This window comes from Leifsonia sp. NPDC014704 (genome assembly GCF_043083605.1).
GTDB lineage: Bacteria > Actinomycetota > Actinomycetes > Actinomycetales > Microbacteriaceae > Leifsonia.
In genome coordinates, this window is sequence record NZ_JBIBYW010000001.1 from 1,864,027 (window position 1) to 1,882,073 (window position 18,047).

14 protein-coding genes and 1 tRNA gene are annotated in these 18,047 nt (G+C 69.8%); all 15 read right to left on the reverse strand.

The window, feature by feature from the left end:
• Positions 1 to 66 precede the first annotated feature (66 nt).
• Entirely contained in the window at positions 67 to 795 is a 729-nt protein-coding gene (locus ACF1AJ_RS09085; protein WP_391507029.1) for an alpha/beta fold hydrolase, read from the reverse strand.
• A 6-nt stretch (positions 796 to 801) separates the two neighbouring features.
• Positions 802 to 1,125 (reverse strand): biotin/lipoyl-containing protein, encoded by a 324-nt coding sequence (locus ACF1AJ_RS09090; RefSeq protein WP_018189959.1) that lies wholly within the window; start codon positions 1,123 to 1,125, stop codon positions 802 to 804.
• Positions 1,118 to 2,092 (reverse strand): alpha-ketoacid dehydrogenase subunit beta, encoded by a 975-nt coding sequence (locus tag ACF1AJ_RS09095; protein ID WP_391507459.1) that lies wholly within the window; start codon positions 2,090 to 2,092, stop codon positions 1,118 to 1,120. The genes ACF1AJ_RS09090 and ACF1AJ_RS09095 overlap by 8 nt, the downstream gene beginning before the upstream one ends.
• Positions 2,093 to 2,102: 10 nt before the next feature.
• Positions 2,103 to 3,134, reverse strand: coding sequence for a thiamine pyrophosphate-dependent enzyme (locus ACF1AJ_RS09100; protein WP_391507030.1), 1,032 nt, complete (start codon positions 3,132 to 3,134; stop codon positions 2,103 to 2,105).
• A 67-nt stretch (positions 3,135 to 3,201) separates the two neighbouring features.
• Positions 3,202 to 5,403 carry an MMPL family transporter gene (locus ACF1AJ_RS09105; RefSeq protein WP_391507031.1) on the reverse strand — a complete coding sequence of 734 codons (2,202 nt, stop codon included), beginning with the start codon at positions 5,401 to 5,403 and terminating at the stop codon, positions 3,202 to 3,204.
• 80 nt (positions 5,404 to 5,483) lie between these two features.
• Positions 5,484 to 6,059 (reverse strand): isochorismatase family protein, encoded by a 576-nt coding sequence (locus tag ACF1AJ_RS09110; protein WP_391507460.1) that lies wholly within the window; start codon positions 6,057 to 6,059, stop codon positions 5,484 to 5,486.
• 40 nt (positions 6,060 to 6,099) lie between these two features.
• Positions 6,100 to 7,707, reverse strand: a complete 1,608-nt coding sequence (locus ACF1AJ_RS09115; RefSeq protein ID WP_391507032.1) for a D-alanyl-D-alanine carboxypeptidase/D-alanyl-D-alanine-endopeptidase — start codon at positions 7,705 to 7,707, stop codon at positions 6,100 to 6,102.
• 153 nt (positions 7,708 to 7,860) lie between these two features.
• On the reverse strand, positions 7,861 to 8,073 hold the full coding sequence (locus tag ACF1AJ_RS09120; RefSeq protein WP_020075491.1) for a DUF2945 domain-containing protein: 213 nt from the start codon (positions 8,071 to 8,073) through the stop codon (positions 7,861 to 7,863).
• A gap of 38 nt (positions 8,074 to 8,111) precedes the next feature.
• Positions 8,112 to 10,664: a PKD domain-containing protein gene (locus ACF1AJ_RS09125; protein WP_391507033.1), complete on the reverse strand. Its 2,553-nt coding sequence runs from the start codon at positions 10,662 to 10,664 to the stop codon at positions 8,112 to 8,114.
• A gap of 108 nt (positions 10,665 to 10,772) precedes the next feature.
• Positions 10,773 to 10,848, reverse strand: a tRNA-Thr gene (locus tag ACF1AJ_RS09130).
• Between the two features lie 80 nt (positions 10,849 to 10,928).
• Complete coding sequence (locus ACF1AJ_RS09135; protein WP_391507034.1) at positions 10,929 to 11,612, reverse strand: TetR family transcriptional regulator; 684 nt, start codon at positions 11,610 to 11,612, stop codon at positions 10,929 to 10,931.
• Between the two features lie 69 nt (positions 11,613 to 11,681).
• Positions 11,682 to 13,256 (reverse strand): alpha/beta hydrolase, encoded by a 1,575-nt coding sequence (locus ACF1AJ_RS09140; protein WP_391507035.1) that lies wholly within the window; start codon positions 13,254 to 13,256, stop codon positions 11,682 to 11,684.
• Positions 13,253 to 14,443, reverse strand: coding sequence for a DNA polymerase III subunit delta' (locus tag ACF1AJ_RS09145; protein ID WP_309858081.1), 1,191 nt, complete (start codon positions 14,441 to 14,443; stop codon positions 13,253 to 13,255). Before ACF1AJ_RS09145 ends, ACF1AJ_RS09140 begins: the two co-directional genes overlap by 4 nt.
• Positions 14,444 to 14,500: 57 nt before the next feature.
• On the reverse strand, positions 14,501 to 15,121 hold the full coding sequence (tmk, locus tag ACF1AJ_RS09150) for a dTMP kinase (RefSeq protein ID WP_391507036.1): 621 nt from the start codon (positions 15,119 to 15,121) through the stop codon (positions 14,501 to 14,503).
• Positions 15,118 to 17,913 (reverse strand): type I DNA topoisomerase, encoded by a 2,796-nt coding sequence (gene topA, locus ACF1AJ_RS09155; RefSeq protein WP_391507037.1) that lies wholly within the window; start codon positions 17,911 to 17,913, stop codon positions 15,118 to 15,120. Before topA ends, tmk begins: the two co-directional genes overlap by 4 nt.
• Between the last annotated feature and the right edge of the window lie 134 nt (positions 17,914 to 18,047).

Here is an 18,047-nt window from a genome sequence, read left to right on the forward strand (position 1 = left end):
AAATGCGCCGCACGATTAGTACGACGCATCCCGTTCGCGTTCATGACGCGAATGTCAGATGGAAGATTACGGCACGCTGACCGAAGCTCCCAGGAAGGGCAGAGCAGCCTGCTTGAAGCCGCGGGCGCTCAGGGTGGTGACGTGGTTGCGGCGCGGCAGGACGACCCGCTCGGCGCCCAGCAGGCGCGCGGCCTCCTCGGCGCCGTCGGCCACCGGGTCGGCGTCGCCGACGACGAGCATCGTGGGGACGGAGCTCGCGAGCGGGAGCGGGTGGGCGGCCATCCCGGCGGCGCAGGCGGCGAGCGCCTCGCGGTCGACGCCCGGCGCCTGGCGCAGGGAGGCGAGGAGCGGCGCCAGCGGACTGGCGGGGTCGAGCGCGGAGGCGTCGTCGCGCAGGGCGGACTGCACCGCCGAGACCCCCCAATGTCCGAACTGCTCGACCGTGCCGACGCCGCCGATCACGAGCCGGCGGACGCGGTCGGGCGCCAGTGCGGCGAGCGCGAGCGACACCCAGCTGCCCATCGAGTAGCCCATCACATCCACGCGTTCGACATCCTGCTCGTCGAGGACGGCAAGGAGGTCGCCGGCGAGGATGTCGGGCGAGTACGCGTCGGCGTCGTGCGGCGCCTCGCTGGCGCCGTGACCGCGGAGGTCCGGGACGATCGCGCCGCGACCCGCCTCGGCGAGCGCGCGGATCCAGCCGGTCGCGTCCCAGGTGAGCGAGCCGGTCGACGCGAAGCCGTGGACCAGCAGCACGGGGTCCTCGCCCGGGTGCCTCTCGACGTGGATTCGCATCGCGGGTCAGTCCTCCGGCAGGGAGAGACGCACGCGGCGGCGCGGGGCCTCCTCCGTCGGGACGGTGCCGACGATGCCGGCCTGGTCGTCCTCGACGGTGAACGTCACGAGCGGGGCGCCCACCTCGAGCGCCTCGCCCTCGGCGACGTGGAACCGCGCGACCACGCCGGACTGCGGGGACGGCAGCTCGACGGCCGATTTGGTCGTCTCGACCTCGACGAGCGGAGCGTTGCGCTCGACATGGTCGCCCTCGGCGACCAGCCACTCCAGCACGGTTGCCTCCTGCAGGCCCTCACCCAGGTCGGGGAGGTCGAAGGTTCGTTCAGCCACGGCGGTACTCCAGGGTCTTCTGGACGGCGTCCAGGATGCGGTCGATGGACGGCAGGTACTCATCCTCCAGCACCGGCGACGGGTAGGGCACGTCCCACCCGGTGACGCGCTGGACGGGCGCCTTCAGGTCGTCGAAGCAGCGCTCGGTGATGAGGGTGCTCACCTCGGCGCCGAGCCCGGCGGTCAGCGGCGCCTCGTGGACGACGACGGCACGCCGCGTGCGGGCCACGGAGGCGGCGAGCCCGTCGGCGTCGATCGGCTTGAGCCAGCGCAGGTCGACGACCTCGATCTCCACGCCGTCCTCGGCGCCGAGCTCCGCCGCCTGGAGGCAACGGGCGACCATGGCGCCCCACGCGACCAGGGTGACGTGCTTGCCCGGGCGGACGACGCGGGAGGTCCCGACCGGCAGGCGCTCCTCCGGCTCGTCCAGCGAGACCGACTCCTTGTGCCAGTAGCGCGACTTCGGCTCCAGGAAGATGACCGGGTCCGGGTCTTCGATCGACTGCCGCAGCAGCGTGTAGGCCTCAGCAGGCGTCGAGGGTGCGGCGACCTTGAGCCCGGGCACGTGCGCGAACAGCGCCTCCAGGCTCTCGCCGTGGTGCTCGGGCGCGCGGATGCCGCCGAAGCTCGGCAGGCGCAGCGTGATCGGCATCCCGAACGCGCCGCGGCTGCGGTAATGCATGCGCGCGACCTGGTTGACGATCTGGTCGACGGCGGGATACGAGAAGCCGTCGAACTGGATCTCCGGCACCGGCCGCCAGCCGGCCATCGCGAGCCCGACCGCCATGCCCATGATCCCGGACTCGGCGAGCGTGGTGTCGAAGACGCGGTCGCCGCCGTACTTGGCCTTGAGACCGTCCGTGACGCGGAAGACGCCGCCGAGGGTTCCGACGTCTTCGCCGAAGACGAGGGTGCGGTCGTCGGCGGCGAGCGCGTCGTCGAGCGCGCGGTTCAGGGCCCGCTGCATCGTGGTGAGCTCAGCCAAGACGGGACTCCTCCCAGGCTCGGCGCTGTCCGAGCAGGGCGGCGGGCGGGTCGGAGAAGACGAAGTCGAACATCTCCTCAGCGGGGCGGCCCCCGAGGGCGGCCACGTCGTCGCGCACGCGGTCGGCGAGGGCGCCGGCGGTGTCGGCGACCTCGGCGAAGAACTCGTCGCCGACGGTGCCCGTCCGGCGCAGCTGCTCCTCGCAGAGGGCGAGCGGGTCGCGGGCGAGCCAGCTCTGCTCCTCGTCGAGGGTGCGGTAGCGGCCGGGGTCGTCGGAGGTGGAGTGCGGGCCCATACGGTAGGTCATCGCCTCGATGATGGTTGGGCCGCCGCCGGTGCGGGCACGCTCCAGCGCCTCGGTGGTGGCGTCGTAGACGGCGAGGACGTCGTTGCCGTCGATGCGCACGCCCGGCATCCCGTATCCGGCGCCGCGCGCCGCGACGGACCCGCCGGCGACTTGCTGCTCGGTGGGCACGGAGATCGCCCAGCCGTTGTTCTGGCAGAAGAACACGACGGGGAGTTGCGAGACAGCCGCGGTGTTCATGGCCTCGTGGATGTCGCCCTGCGAGCTGGCGCCGTCGCCGAAGTACGCGATCGCCACTCCCCCGGTGCGGTCGAGCTTCGCGCCCAGCGCCCAGCCGACGGCGTGCGTGACGGCCCCGCCGACCACGGCGTTGATGGGCGCGAGTCGCGCGGCTGCCGCATCCCAGAGTCCGCCGTGCCACGCGCCCTGGTGCGACGCCAGGTAGGCGACCGGGTCGACGCCCATGGCGACCGCGACGCCGAGCTCGCGGTAGGTCGGGAAGGCGAAGTCGCGGGTGAGGTCGAGGGCGGCGGCGCTGCCGACCTGGGCGGCCTCCTGACCGCGCATCGGGGCGTAGCCGGGGATGATGCCCTGGCGCTGCATCGCGACCCCGTCGAGGTCGAGGCGCCGGACGGTCGCCATCGTCCGGTACAGCCGCCGGAGCAGTGCTGCATCGTCGGGGCGCGCCGCGGCGGCGCGCTCGGTGGTGGTCATGGTCATGACGCCACTTTCGCGCACCCGCCGCGATCGAGCAAGACGCACAGTCCGGGCTGGTCAGACTGCCCGATCAGGACGAGACTTCCGCCCTCTCGCTATGCATCTTGCTACGTGACAGCTTCGACGGCCACCAGATGGCGCGGCCGATGTCGTAGGACACCGCCGGCACCAGCAGGGACCGCACTACCACGGTGTCGAGGAGGACACCGAAGGCGACGATGAACGCGATCTGCACGAGGAACAGGATCGGGATGACCGCAAGCGCTGCGAAGGTCGCCGCCAGCACGATCCCGGCCGACGTGATCACGCTGCCGGTCAGTCCCAGACCGCGCAGGATCCCGGGCCGGGTTCCGATGCGCAGCGACTCCTCCCTCACCCTTGTCATCAGGAAGATGTTGTAGTCCACGCCCAACGCCACTAAGAAGACGAACCCGAACAGCGGCACCGCCGCATCCGCCCCCGGGAAGCCGAAGACAAGGTTGAAGACGAGCGCCGAGACCCCGAGCGCGGCCGCGTACGACAGCACGACGCTGCCGATCAGGATCACCGGCGCGACGATGGAACGGAGCAGCAGCATCAGGATGAGGAGGATCACCGCGAGCACGATCGGGATGATCTTGATCAGGTCGCTCTGCGCCGTCTCGTTGGTGTCGAGCGCGATCGCCGTCACTCCGCCGACCGGCACCGAGCCGTCACTGGAGAGCGAGTCGCGGAGCCCCTTCACCACGTCTTCGGCCTCAGCGGAGTCGGGCTCGGAGGCGAGGGTCGCCTGGATGAGGACGTGGCCGTCTTTCACAACGGGATCGGCCGGCACTCCTGGCTGCGGCCGACCTCCCCCGGTGTAGAAGGCGGCGGAGGCGATGCCGTCCGTCTTCTCGGTCGCGGTGAGCACGGCCTCCGCTTCGCTCTCCGGCGCGACGATGAGCACCGGTGAGCCGGAACCCGCGTCGAAGTGCTTGGCGACCACGGCCTGCCCGTCGACGGCGTCGGACTGCGAGAGGATGACGTCGGTCTGCTGCACGCCGTTCGCCTTCAGCTGCGTGAGCCCCAACGCGCAGGCCACGAGCAGGACGAACGACACGATCCAGGTCACGCGCGGGCGTCGGGCGATCAGGCCGCCGACGCGCCGCCAGACCCCGCGAACGCCTTCGAGACCCGTCAGTGTGGTGCCTTCGACGTGCTTGTGCGCTTGCCCGCCGACGACCGGCCGGAACGGCCAGAACGACGCCCGCCCGAACACGGCCAGCAGGGCGGGGAGGAACGTGAGAGCCGAGAACAGGGAGAACACGATGCCGATCGCCGCGATCGGCCCCAGGCTCTTGTTCGAGTTCAGGTCGGAGAACAGCAGGCACAGCAGGGCCAGGATCACGGTCGCGCCGGAGGCGACGATCGGCTCGAACGACGCCTTCCAGGCGCGCACGATGGCCACCCACCGCGATTCCTCGACCTCGAGCGCCTCCCGGTAGCGCGAGACGAGCAGCAGAGAGTAGTCGGTCGCAGCCCCGATCACGAGGATCGACAAAATGCCCTGGCTCTGGCCGGACAGCTTGATCCATCCCCAGAGGGCGAACAGGTAGACGATCAGGATCGCCGCGCACAGGGCGAAGACCGAGGTCAGCAGCACCAGGAAGGGCAGGAGCAGGGCCCGGTAGACCAGCAGGAGGATGACGAAGACTGCCGCGACGGCGACAAGGAGCAGGATGCCATCGATGCCGCCGAACGCGTTCACCAGATCCGCGGTGAGGCCGGCCGGACCGGTGACCCACACCTGCGCACCCTCGGGCACGGCGTCATCGGCGACCGCGCGGAGGTCCGCGACGACCGACTTCAGCTCATCGGAGTCGGAGATCGGGACGATGTACTCGACGGCGAGCCCGTCCTCCGAGGGGATGGGCCCCGCGACGCTCGTGGGCTGCCCCTCGGGCGCAGGCTCCACTCCGTCGACCTCGCCGAGCTTCTCGCCGAGGTCGGCATACGTCGTGCCCAGCTCGCTCTTCGGGATGCTCTCGTCGGCCTCGACGACCACGATCGCGGGGATGGAGCCGGAGTCGGTGAACCGCTTCTGCCAGTCCTGCACCTCGGTCGACTCGGCACTGGCCGGGAGGAACGCCGCCTGGTCGTTGCTGGAGACACCGGACAACTTGCCGAAGGTGGGACCGCCGATACCGGCGAGGACCAGCCAGATGAGCACCAGCACGGTCGGTACGACGATGCGCAGCCAGCGGGCGGGCACGCGAGCCTCCGTGGTCCGCTCCGGAGCGTGCTTCGACACTTCGCCTCCTGATTACTAGATGAGCTAGCAATCACCCTACCGTGGATGCCGCCGAGCGTCCACGCGGAAGCTCGCGGGCGTCAGTCCACCAGTTCCGCCCCTGCGTGCGCCAGCTCCGCGAGCGCCGCCTGCGAGGACGTCTCCGCCACTCCAGCGACCAGTGAGGTCAGCACGCGGACGTGCTGACCGTGGGCGAGAGCATCCAGAGCCGACGCCCGAACGCAGTAGTCGGTCGCGATCCCCGCCACGTCGATGGTGTGGATGCCCCGCTCCTCGAGGATCTCGTGCACCGTGGCGCCCTCCTCCGTACGGCCCTCGAACAGCGAGTACGCCGGCACGCCCTGTCCTTTGCGGACGTGGAACGTCACGCGCGAGGTGTCGAACGCCGGGTGATACTCGGCACCGCGAGTGCCCGCGACGCAGTGCCGCGGCCAGCTCTCCACGAAATCCGGCTCGTCGTCCGTCGCGAAATGGCCGCCGTTGTCGTTGCCGGCGTCGTGCCAGTCGCGGCTGGCGACGATCACCTCGTACTCGTCGGCGTGTTCCTGGAGGAAGGCGGTGACGCCCGCCGCGACCGCGGCCCCTCCCTCGACACCGAGCGCGCCTCCCTCGGTGAAGTCCTTCTGGACGTCCACGATGAAGAGCGCCTTGCCCATTCCCGTCCTCCCGGTGATGGTCGTCGCTGCGCCGGCCGGCTCAGCCGTTGGAGAGGTTGTCACCGCACTTGTAGAAGCCGGTGACGAGCGTGTCGATCGCCTGTTTCGCGTTGTCGCTCACCGGTCCGAGCGCGAAGACGGCGAAGGTCAGGGGTGTGCCGTCGGCCGCGTTGATGATGCCGGAGAGGGTGTACCCGTTGTCGATCCAGCCGGTCTTGGCGAACACCGCGCCGCGCGCGACGGAGTTGGCTCCGGTGAACCGGTTGTAGCCGGGGCCGAGCGTTCCGGACTGCCCGGCGACGGGCAGTCCGTCGTAGACGACGCCGAGGCCGTTCTGGCGGTTGAGCACCTTGATGAACAGCTGCGTCAGGTACGACGGCGGAACGGCGTTGTCGCCGCTGAGGCCGGAGCCGTCGGCGATGTGGATCCCGGAGGTGTCGATCCCGTAGCCCTTCAGCCCGGCGAGCACGCCGGCGTTCAGAGCGTCGAAGGTGTTGCCCGCGCCGTTCTTGATAGCGACGAGGCGGGCGAGCTCCTCCATGATCGTGTTGTCGGAGACGCGCATCGCCTGATCGATCAGTGTCGTGACCGGCTGCGACTGCACGACGCCCAGCTGGCGGGCGCCGGCCGGCGCGACTCCGTGGCTCACGCCGACGTTGGTGCCGAGGAACTGCTGGAAGTACTGCACGGCACGACCCACCGGATCGGTGCTGCGCGGTGACTCGACGGCGGTCGGGTCGTCACGGTCACCGTCGACCATGAGCGCGGTCATGTACGGGGTCGAACCCTCGACGACCCGCTCCTCGCGCTCGTCCCAGCTCGGCTGCCAGAACGGGGCCCCGAAGAGGGACGCGTCCACCACGATCGAGGTGATCTGCTGGCCGCCCATGGCCTGCTTCACCTGGTTGGCGAGGTCCTGGATCTTCGGCGCTCCGGTGTAGAAGGACGCCTGACCGTCGGGCAGCCGCGAGAGGGTCACGTCTCCGCCGCCGACGATGACGACCTGGCCGGGCGTGCTGCCGGCCACGACCGTCGTGGAGACCCGGTAGTCCGGGCCCAGGGTCGCGAGTGCCGCAGCCGAGGTGAGCGTCTTCAGAACCGAGGCGGTCGGACCGGGCTTCACGCCGTTGCGGTCGAACAGGGTCTGACCCGTTTTGGCGTTGACGACCTGTGCCTCGAGGTTTCCGAGGCGGCCGTCGGCAGCGAGGCCGGCGACGGAACAGGTGCGGATGCGCGTCGCCGCCGCCTGGTTCGCCGGGACGGGACGCGCCGGGTCGACGGTCGGCGTGGGGGTCGGGGTGGCGGTCGCGGTCCGCGTCGGCGACGGGGTCGCGCTGTTGATCGCTCCCGCTGCCGCCGCCGGGGACCCGACGGTGGCCCCGAGGGCGACGCTCCCGGTCCCCAGCAGCAGGAAGACGACGGCGGCGGCTGCGGCCATCCACGTCTTCGGGTGCTTCCGGATCGTCGCGAGCACCCCGGCTGCAACACCCGCGAGGCCGGCGGACTGCGCGGGCCGCGCAGCGGCGCGACGGCCCGAGCCCGTGGTCGCGGGCGGCTCCGAGCCGGCAGAGGAGTCGGCGAGCGGAGTGGGAGTGGTCGGGAGGTTCGACGGGTCGGGTCCGGTGACCGGCTGGTCCGATTCGTGCATCCGGGTATGTTACCTGGGGTTTCTGAATGCTGCTACGCTCCCCCGGCCGGTGAACGCGGCGATTCCCTCAGCACGAAAAGGGAACGATCCGCGCGCCTGCAGACAGTAGAGGGTATGAGCACGGATGGTTTCGAGGCTGACGGGAGCCGTCCGTCACTTCTTCTTGTGCAGCGCGTCGGGCTTGTGCACGGCCTCCTTGCCGGTCTTGTCGCTCTTCACGAGGTACTGCGGGTCGTCTTTCGACGCCCGTACAGTCCGTCCGGCCGCTTCAGTGTCGTCGGTGAGCTTCTTCTCGACCTCGCCGGGCACATCCACGCCGTGCGAGGACCACTCGACATGGTCGCCATGCTTCAGTTCGTCCGCCATGACCGCAGCCAACCACCGACAGCGACCATGCGCGAGGGTCAGGGCACCGCGGTGACGAGGAAGTTGTCGAAACGCACCGTGACCGGCGTCGCCGTCGCGGAGGCCGAGAGGTACGCACGGAGGCCGACGCCCCCGGCCGACTGCAGACCCGCCGTGGAGTCGGTCGCCGTGACCTGCCACGCGGCCGGCTCGGCCTGCGTCGACGGCCAGACCTTCGCGCGCAACGTCGTGGGTGAGGAGCCGACAGCCTGGACCCGCAGCGAGAGCTGCTGCCCCGCAGTGTAGGTCAGCCCGCTGACGGGCACCGCCTGCAGGGTCGTCCCGTTGGCGAGCAGCTGCACCTGCACGGCCCCGCTGCCGCTGAGCCACGCACGACCCTCGTACACGTCCGAACCGAGCTGCCGCCCGATCGCCGAGACGAAGATCCCGCCGCCGGTCGGGGCGAAGTCCGTCGTGAACGTGACCGTCGTGTCCGACCTGCTCGACGCCACGCTGCCGAGCATCTCGGTGCGCGTCGAACCGGCCGGGACGTTCATCCGCGCGGTCCCGGACGAGACCGAGTAGAAGGATGTCGTGCCCGAGGCCGTCCACGCGCCGCCGACCTCCGCCGATCCCCATCCACTGGTCAGCGTCCGCTCGAAGCCGTCCTTCGCGACCGTGCTTCCGCTGGTCGCTGCGACGGTCACCTGGCGCGTCGTCGACGCCGTCGCGCCGACGTTGTCCGCCACGGTCAACGTGATCGTGTACGTACCGGCGTTCGCGTAGGTGTGTCCGGCGGTCGCCCCGGTGGCGGTGCCGCCGTCGCCGAAGTTCCAGTTCCACGAGGCGATCGCGCCGTCGGGGTCGCTCGAGGCGTTGCCGTCTACCGCGACCGCGAGACCGTTCGTTCCGGCGGTGAAGCTGGCCGTCGGCGGCTGGTTCGCTCCGCCGCCGAGGATCACGACGCGGTTGCCGGTTCTGGCGATCCGGTTTCCGTCGGGATCCGTGACCGTCAGCGTGTACGTGTGCGCGCTGCCGCCTGCGAGTCCCGTGTCGGTGAACGACATCCCGGGCCGGTTCCAGAAGGTGGAGGTGCGGGTGACCTGAGAGATGGGATGCGCCGTGTCGCCGTCCCGCGCGAGTGCGTAGGTCAGGGAGACGTTGTCCTGGTCGTACGTCGCCGTCCAGCTGATCTTCGCCTGCCCGGCCGTCGGCGAGGTGGCGTTCGGCGTCAGTGCCGTGTTGTTGTTCGGGCCGGTGGTACTGCGCACGACCGAGTCGGCCGCGAACCGGACGAGCCCGTACTGGGCCGTCCCGTTGACGGCCGGGAACTCACCGCCGACGACGAGGTAGCGGCTGTCCCCCGCGACGCTCCACGCCGCCTGGCCCTGACCGGTGTACGACCCCGTCACATAGTCCGGGAACCAGTTGAGGAGGGTCGGCGACGGCTGGCCGCGGAAATTCGCGTACGACGAGTTGCCGTCGTTGGTCAGCGTCCCGGTGCGGGCCTTCGAGAACGCGATCGTGTGGTGGAACGTACGCGGATTGGTCTCGGGGAAGCCGCCGACATTGCGGCAGTCATGCGGGTGGCCGGCCGCATACAGCGCATTGCCCAGCGGAACGATCGAGTAGGTGTCACCGTGGCAGTCCTCCAGCCAGATCAGGGAGCCCATCACGCCGTCCGCCGCGAAACTGCCCTCGAGGTTGCCCCCGCTGCCGAACACGTAACCGGAGCCGTAGACCCGGTCGCTGGTCGCCTGGAGGGAGGTGATGCTGGCGTTAGCTCCGGCATCCCGGACCACGCTGTTCGCGGGGAAGGGCAGAGCCGAACCGGTCGAACCGCTCAGCATCGCGAGGCCGTAGTGCGCGGATCCGTTGACGTTCTTGAAGCGGCCCCCGGCGTAGACGCGGTTCCCGTCCGGGCTCACCGCGAGCGCGTCGACCACGTTGTCGGCCGACGCCGACCACGAGGTGACGAGCGACCCGTTGGACGCGTCGATCTTGGCGATGTATCCGCGGGAGACGCCGTTGACGCTCGAGAACGTCCCGCCCGCGTAGACGGCCGTGTTCGTCACCGCGAGTGCCCGGACCTGGCTCTCCATGACCGGCCGGAAGGAGCCGATGGGTTGGCCGGTGGCCGTGCTGATCGCCACGATGCGGTAGTACGTGGCCCCGGCTGCCGACGTGAAGTCGCCGCCGATGTATACGCGGGCGCCGTCTGGGGATGCCGCAATCGCCAGCGCCTGCCCGTTCAGTGGCACGTTGATGCTCGTGACGAGCGCGCCCGTCGTGATGTTGTAGGCGAGGAAGTTGCTGCGCGGGGTGGTGTTCGATCCGGCGGGCGAACCAGCCGGCCGCGCCGTGCCGAACTTGCCGGCGACGTATACCGTGTCACCGACGACGGTCTGCGCCCAGGCGACACCGTCGATCTGGACGGTGGGAAGCGCGGTCGCCCCCACGGTGGGCGGAGAGGCGGGATCGTTCGGATCGGGTGGCATGGTGTCCGCCGTCGCCGGGCCCGCGACACCTCCTCCGATCAGCAGCAGCGCGCTCAGCACCGCGGTGAACAGCCCGAGCGCACGCGCCCGGCGGGACTTCGATGTTGCATCCATGACAGCCTCGGGCAGACTTGATTGATCCTCAGTTTGTGCCCTCAGGCTACTCCGAGGGGCGCGCATGTGCACGAGGAATCTGTCCGGATCTTCGGAAGAAGGAAGTGATGGAGCCGCCCAAGGGAATCGAACCCTTGACCTTCTCATTACGAGTGAGATGCTCTGCCGACTGAGCTAGGGCGGCGTGGGCCGGACATCCGTCCGGCGCACAGGAAGATAGCTTACCCGATCACGCGGGGTACTGCCGACCATGCCGGAACAGTCTCAGCGGACCTGCGCTCCGAGCGCCGAGAGCTGCTCGAACGAGCTGCGCAGGCGGTCGGAGAGCGGCTCGACACCGCCGTGGTCGGCCCAGCAGGACCACGCGTGCCGCATGCCCGCGAACGCGACGTAGGTCACCAACTGGGCGCGCTGGTGCAGGGCTTCCTCGTCGGCGGCGAGATCCGGGTCGTCGTGAGCGAGACGGCGCTGGACGACACCGCTCAGCGCATCCTCGAACTTGTGCATGCTGGCCATGCGCAGCGCGAAGAGCTCCGGGTTGTCCTTGAGAAGGGCCCGGCGGAGGGTGTGCAGACGGTGGACGCTCTCGGGCGCCTGCGGCGCTTCGGCTTCCCCGTCCCCGGTCTCGCCCAAGTCGATCGCGGCGACCAGCAGGGTGCTGATCCCGTCGAGGATCGGCTGGCTGGGCCCCGCGGAGACGAACTCCTCGATGGTCTCCTCGTCCGGGAGCTCCGGGAGCTCGCCGATGATGGCGGACTCCTTCGAGGGGAAGTAGTTGAAGAAGGTCCGCGGCGACACGTTCGCGACGTGACTGATCTCGTCGATCGTCACGCGGTCGAAGCCGCGCTCGCTGGCGAGCTCGACGGCGGCGAGCTGGATCGCGCGACGGGTCGCGATGCGCTTCCGCTCGCGAAGTCCGAGCTCGTTCAGCGTGGAATCGGGGGCCACTGACACGCCTTCGATTATTTCACTCCCTGCAAAATTGCACCACTCACCCGAACGGTGGACGCCTGCGGGTCAGCAGGTCTTCCCGTCGGTCGGAACGGTGCCCTTGACGAGGTAGTCGTCCACCGTGTCGTTCACGCAGGAGTTCGACTTGTTGTACGCGGTGTGCCCCTCGCCCTTGTAGGTGAGCAGGTGTCCATTCTGGAGCTCGGAGGCGAGGTTCTTCGCCCAGACATACGGCGTCGCGGGGTCGTTGGTGGTGCCGACGACGAGGATGGGCGCGGAGCCGTCCGCGGAGATCGGCCCGCGCTGGCCCGTCGACTGGTACGGCCAGTTGGCGCAGCCGATGTCGCCGTAGGCCATGTACGGCCCGATCACGGGGGCGGCCTTGGCCAGTTCCGCCGCCTGCTGGCGCATGAGTGCGGGATCGGCGTCGTAGCTGTAGTCCAGGCAGTTGATGGCCACGAACGCCTCGGTGGAGTTGTCCGAGTACGTGCCGTCGGCGTCGCGGTTGTTGTAGGTGTCCGCCAAGGAGAAGGCGACGGATGCGCTCCCCTTCATCACCGACTCGAAAAGCTTGTCGAGGTACGACCACGCGGTCGCGTCGTACAGCGGCGTGATGATCGCCGTGACGAGGGTGTTGGCGCCGAGCTCGCGGCCGTCGGAGTTGCGGATCGGGCTCTTCTCGACCGCTGCGAGCAGCTGCCCCACCGTGCTCATCGCGTCGTCCACCGAACCGGTGAACGGGCAATCCTTCCGAGTCAGGCAGTCGGTCAGGTAGGCGCGCAGCGCGCTCTCGAATCCCTTGGCCTGCACCTCGGTCACATCGAAATTGCTGGCGGCGGGATCGAGCGCGCCGTCCAGCACGAGCCGGCCGGTCTTGCCCGGGTACAACCCCGCGTAGACGGCGCCGAGGTAGGTGCCGTACGAGTAGCCGAGGTAGTTGAGCTTCTTGTCCCCGAGCGTCGCCCGGAGCAGATCGAGGTCGTGCGCAGCGCTGACGGTGTCCACCTTCGGGAGGGGAGCGCCGGTGTTCTTCTTGCACGCCTCGCCGAAGTCCTTGGCGATGGTGGTGTTCTCGGCGATCCACTGGTCGGAGCCGCGCTCACCGGGGGTGATGCCGTACAGGTACTGGTCCATCTGCTCGGCGTCGTAGCACTTGACCGCGGTGGACCGGCCGACGCCGCGGGGGTCGAAGCCGACGATGTCGAAGTGCTGCTGAAGGGTGTCGTCCGCGACGAAGTCGACCGAGTCCTTGACGAAGTCGAAGCCGGACGCGCCGGGTCCGCCCGGGTTGGTGAGCAGCGAGCCCTGCTTGGTCCCCTTCGCCGGCTGACGGATGAGCGCGAGCTCGACGTCGCCCTTGCCGGGGTGGTCCCAGTCGAGTGGGGCTTTGACGGTGGTGCACTGCTTGCCGCCGCTGCAGTTCGTCCAGTGAAGCACCTGGCTGTAGTACGGCTGCAGCTCGGCGGAGACGTCCTCGGGAGCCGGCGTGGACGTCGTCACCGTCTTCGCGGGCAGGAACCAGGTCACGCAGCCACTGAGGGTCAGCGCGACAACGGCCGCGAGGGCGACGAGAGCGGTGCGGCCGGTGCGCCGTCGCGCGGCCTGGTCGCGTACCGGGGCACGGCCGGGTCGGGTGATCACAGGTCGTTCCCCTTTCGGGCGGTCGTGCCGCGCAGGATGGTGGTCAGCATGGCCTCGAGGGCGAGGGCCGGGGCGACGTTGCCGTCGATGCGTTCGCGCGCAGTCGCGACGGCGTCCATCGCGGCGAGCGTAGCGGCCGGAGTCGTGTGGGTGCTGAGAGCGTCCAGTTCGGCGCGCAGCTCGCGGTTCACCAGTTCGCTGTCGCTGCCGAGCTGGATCATCATCACGTCGCGGTACAGCGAGAGCAGATCGACGAGGATGCGGTCGATGCCGTCGCGGAGGCTGCGGGTCGCACGCCGCTTCTGGTCCTCTTCGAGCTGGCGCAGTTGGCCGCGAAGCGCCGGCGGGATCGTGCCGCCCGGCTCGATACCGAGCGAGCGGAGGGCGTGCTCGCGCTCCTCCGCATCCCGCTCCTCGGTGATCGCCTTCGCGTCGGCGCCGGCGATCTCGAGCAGTGATGCCGCTGCCAGGACGGCGTCGGAGACCGAGCGGATGCCGAGCGCCAGCTCGAGCGTCTGCTCGCGTCGGCGGCGGGCCTCCTCGTGGGTGGCGAGGCGGTGCGCCATGCCGATGTGGCTCTGCGCGTGGCGGGCGGCGCGCTCGGCGGTCTCCGCATCCACCCCATCGCGTCGCTGGATGAGGCGGGCGACGTCGTCGACGCTGGGCACCCGCAGTCGCACGGTGCGGACACGGGAGCGGATGGTCGGGAGCAGGTCGGCGTCGCTCGGCGCGCAGAGGATCCAGACGGTCCGCTCCGGCGGTTCCTCGAGCGCCTTCAGCAGCACGTTGGAGGTGCGCTCCGTCATCCGGTCGGCGTCTTCGATCACCATCACGCGGTACCGGCCGACCGACGGCGCGAACTGCGAGCTGGCGACGAGGGCGCGGACCTCGTCGATGGAGATGATGACGCGCTCGGTACTCAGGACGGCGAGATCGGGGTGGGTGCGGGCGTCGACCTGACGGCGCGTCGCGAGATCGCCCTCGGGGGTGCCGGGGCTGAGCAGCGCGGTGGCGAAAGCGTAGGCGAGGTTCGACCGGCCGGATCCGGGCGGACCGGTGATGAGCCAGGAGTGCGTCATCCCGCGGCCGGGAGCGCCTGCTCCGGTGCCTGCGGCGGAGCCGATCGCGGCAGCGCGGACGACCTCGATCGCCTCGTCTTGCCCCGTGAGCTCGTCCCACACCGTCATGGTCTCCAGGCTAGCTGGCACGACGGACACCCTCGCTCGGTCTCCGCACGACGGCCCTCAGACGCGCGCGGCGAGGCGGTCGCGGATCTCTGCTGCGATCTCTTCGACGGGCCGGCTCGCATCTACGACGAGGAAGCGCTCGGGCTCCTGCGCGGCCAGCGCCAGGTAGCCGGCGCGGACGCGCGCGTGGAAGTCCGAGCGCTCCGCCTCCAGCCGGTCGTACCGAGTGCGCGCGGAGTCGAGTCGGGTGCGTGCGGTGTCCTCGTCGAGGTCGAGCAGGATGGTGAGGTCCGGCAGCAGCCCCTCGGCCGCCCACAGGGAGAGGTCGCGGATCTGCTGGGCGTCGAGGACGCGCCCGGCGCCCTGGTAGGCGACGGACGAGTCGATGTAGCGGTCCTGGACGACGATGTCGCCGCGGGACAGGGCCGGACGGACCACCGTGGCGATGTGGTGCGCACGGTCGGCCGCGTAGAGCAGAGCTTCTGCGCGCGGGGCGATGTCTCCCCGGTGGTGGAGGACGATCTCACGGATCTCAACGCCCGCGTCGGTGCCGCCCGGCTCGCGGGTGCGCACGACGGTGCGCCCGCGCCCGGTGAGCCACTCCTCGAGGAGGGCCGCCTGCGTGGACTTGCCGACCCCGTCTCCGCCCTCGAGCGTGATGAAGAGGCCCTCGCTCACTCGGCGGACTTCTTCGCCGCGGCGGTCGTGGACTTCTTGGCGGCCGGCTTCTTGGCGGCGGGCTTCTTGGCCGTCGTCGTCTTCGCGGTCGTCGTCTTAGCGGTCGTCTTGGCTGCTGCGGTCTTTCGCGCCGGCTTCTTGGCCGGTCCCTTCGCCCGCTTGTCGGCGAGCAGCTGGACCGCGCGGTCGAAGTCGACCTCGTCCACGGTCTCGCCACGCGGGATCGTGGCGTTGGTCTCACCGTCGGTGACGTACGGGCCAAAGCGCCCGTCCTTCACGCGGATCGGCTTGCCGCTGACCGGATCGGCGTCGAACTCCTTGAGGGCGCTGGATGCCCGGCGGTTGCCGTACTTGGGCTGCGCGAACAGCTCCAGAGCGCCCGGCAGGTCGATGTCGAAGATGTCGTCCTCGCTCGGGAGCGACCGGGTGTCGGCGCCCTTCTTGAGGTACGGGCCGTAGCGGCCGTTCTGCGCCTGGATCTCTTCGCCGCTCTCCGGGTCGGCTCCCACGACGCGCGGGAGGTCGAGCAGTTTCAGCGCGGTGTCGAGGTCGAGGGTCGCCAGATCCATCGACTTGAAGAGGGATGCCGTACGCGGCTTGGCGGCGGCGGCCTTCTTGGTGGTCTTCGCCGGCTCCTTCACCTCGCCCGTCTTGGGGTCGGCCGCAGCTTCCTCTTCGGGGTCCGCCTCGGTGACGTATGGTCCGAAACGGCCGTCCTTGGCGAGCACGAGCTTGCCGGTCTCGGGGTTCGTGCCGAGCACGCGGTCGGTCTGGACCGGCGCCTCGATCAGTTCGTGCGCCTTGGCGGGGGTGAGCTCGTCGGGGGCGAGCTCCGGCGGGATGTTGACGCGGCGCGGCTGGGCGTCGGGACCGGCCTCCGGCTCGGACACCTCGAGGTACGGCCCGTACTTGCCGATGCGGAGCGTCACTCCGTCGTCGATGGCGATGGAGTTGATGCTGCGGGCGTCGATGTCGCCGAGGTTGTCGATGACCCGTCGGAGACCCTTGTGCTTGTCGCTGCCGAAGTAGAAGCTGTTCAGCCAGTCGATGCGCTCGGCCTCGCCGTCGGCGATGCGGTCGAGGTCGTCCTCCATCTCGGCGGTGAAGTCGTACTGCACCAGGTCGCCGAAGTAGTCCTCGAGCAGCCGGACGACCGAGAAGGCGACCCAGCTGGGGACGAGGGACTGGCCGCGCTGGGTCACGTATCCGCGGTCGATGATGGTGGAGATGATGCTCGCGAAGGTGGACGGGCGCCCGATCCCGAGCTCTTCGAGCGTCTTTACGAGGCTCGCCTCCGTGTACCGCGGCGGCGGGGTGGTCTCGTGGCCGTCGGCGGCGATGTCGCGGACGGTCAGAGCCTGCTTCTCGGTGAGCGGCGGCAGCTTGGCCTCGGCCGAGTCGTTGCTGTTGCGCTCCTCGTCGCGGCTCTCCTCGTAGGCGTTCAGGAAGCCTCGGAAGGTGATCACGGTGCCGCTGGCCGTGAACTCGGCCACCGTCCCGTCGAGCGGTCCTTCCGAGACGCGCGCCTCGACGGTGACGGAGGCGGTCTGGCCCTTGGCGTCGGCCATTTGGGAGGCGACGGTCCGCTTCCAGATCAGCTCGTAGAGTCGCAGCTCGGGACCCCGAAGCGAGCGCTCCAGCTCGGCAGGGGTGCGGAAGGTCTCGCCCGACGGACGGATGGCCTCGTGCGCCTCCTGCGCGTTCTTGCTCTTGGACGCGTAGGTGCGCGGCTTGTCGGGAACCGTCTCCGGGCCGTACAGCTTCGCCGCCTGCGTCCGCGCAGCATTCGTCGCCTGCTGCGACAGCGACGCGGAGTCGGTGCGCATATAGGTGATGTACCCGTTCTCGTAGAGGGTCTGGGCGACGCTCATCGTCTGCCGCGCGGAGAAGCGGAGCTTGCGCGCCGCCTCCTGCTGGAGGGTCGAGGTGGTGAACGGGGCCGCGGGACGCCGCGAGTAGGGCTTGGAGTCGACCTTGGAGACCGCGACGGCCGTGGTCGGCTGCCGGATCGCCGCCGCGAGCGTGGTCGCGGAGGCCTCGTCGAGCGTCCGGGCTTTCGTCGTGAGGCGGCCGTGGTCGTCGAAGTCGCGGCCCGTGGCCACGCGGTCGCCGTCGATCCGGGCGAGACGCGCTTCGAAGGCGTTCGCGTCTTCCGGTGCCAGCTGTGCGGTCAGTCCCCAGTACGAGGCGGGGACGAACGCCAGGCGCTCGCGCTCGCGGTCGACGACGAGCCGGGTGGCCGCCGACTGCACGCGACCGGCTGAGAGGCCCGGTCCGACCTTGCGCCAGAGCACGGGCGACACCTCGTAGCCGTAGAGGCGGTCGAGGATACGGCGGGTCTCCTGGGCGTCGACGAGCGCGGTGTCGATCTCCCGCGTGTTGTTGCGAGCCTTCTCGATGGCCTCGCGGGTGATCTCGTGGAACACCATCCGCTTGACGGGCACCGTGGGCTTCAGCACCTCGACGAGGTGCCAGGCGATGGCCTCTCCTTCGCGGTCCTCATCCGTTGCGAGGAGGAGCTCATCGGCGTTCTTGAGGGCGCGCTTGAGGTCGGCGACCGTCTTCTTCTTCTGGTCGGACACCACGTAGTAGGGCTCGAACTCGTTCTCGACGTCGACGGAGAACTTGCCCAGCGAGCCCTTCTTGAGCTCGGGCGGCAGGTTCTTCGGCTCGATGAGGTCGCGGATGTGCCCGACCGAGGCCATGACCTCGTAGCCGTCGCCGAGATACTGGGCGATCGACTTCACCTTGTTCGGAGACTCGACGATGACGAGCTTCTTCGTGTCAGGCACCTGACTCCTCTTATATATGCACAGACTGTGTCGCCACAGCTCACGGTTGTCGTCACGACTGGACCGGCGTGGCGCGCTCCCCCTGCAGACGCCGGTCCACGCCTGGCATGGTCCGTGCGGCCGACAGGCAAACC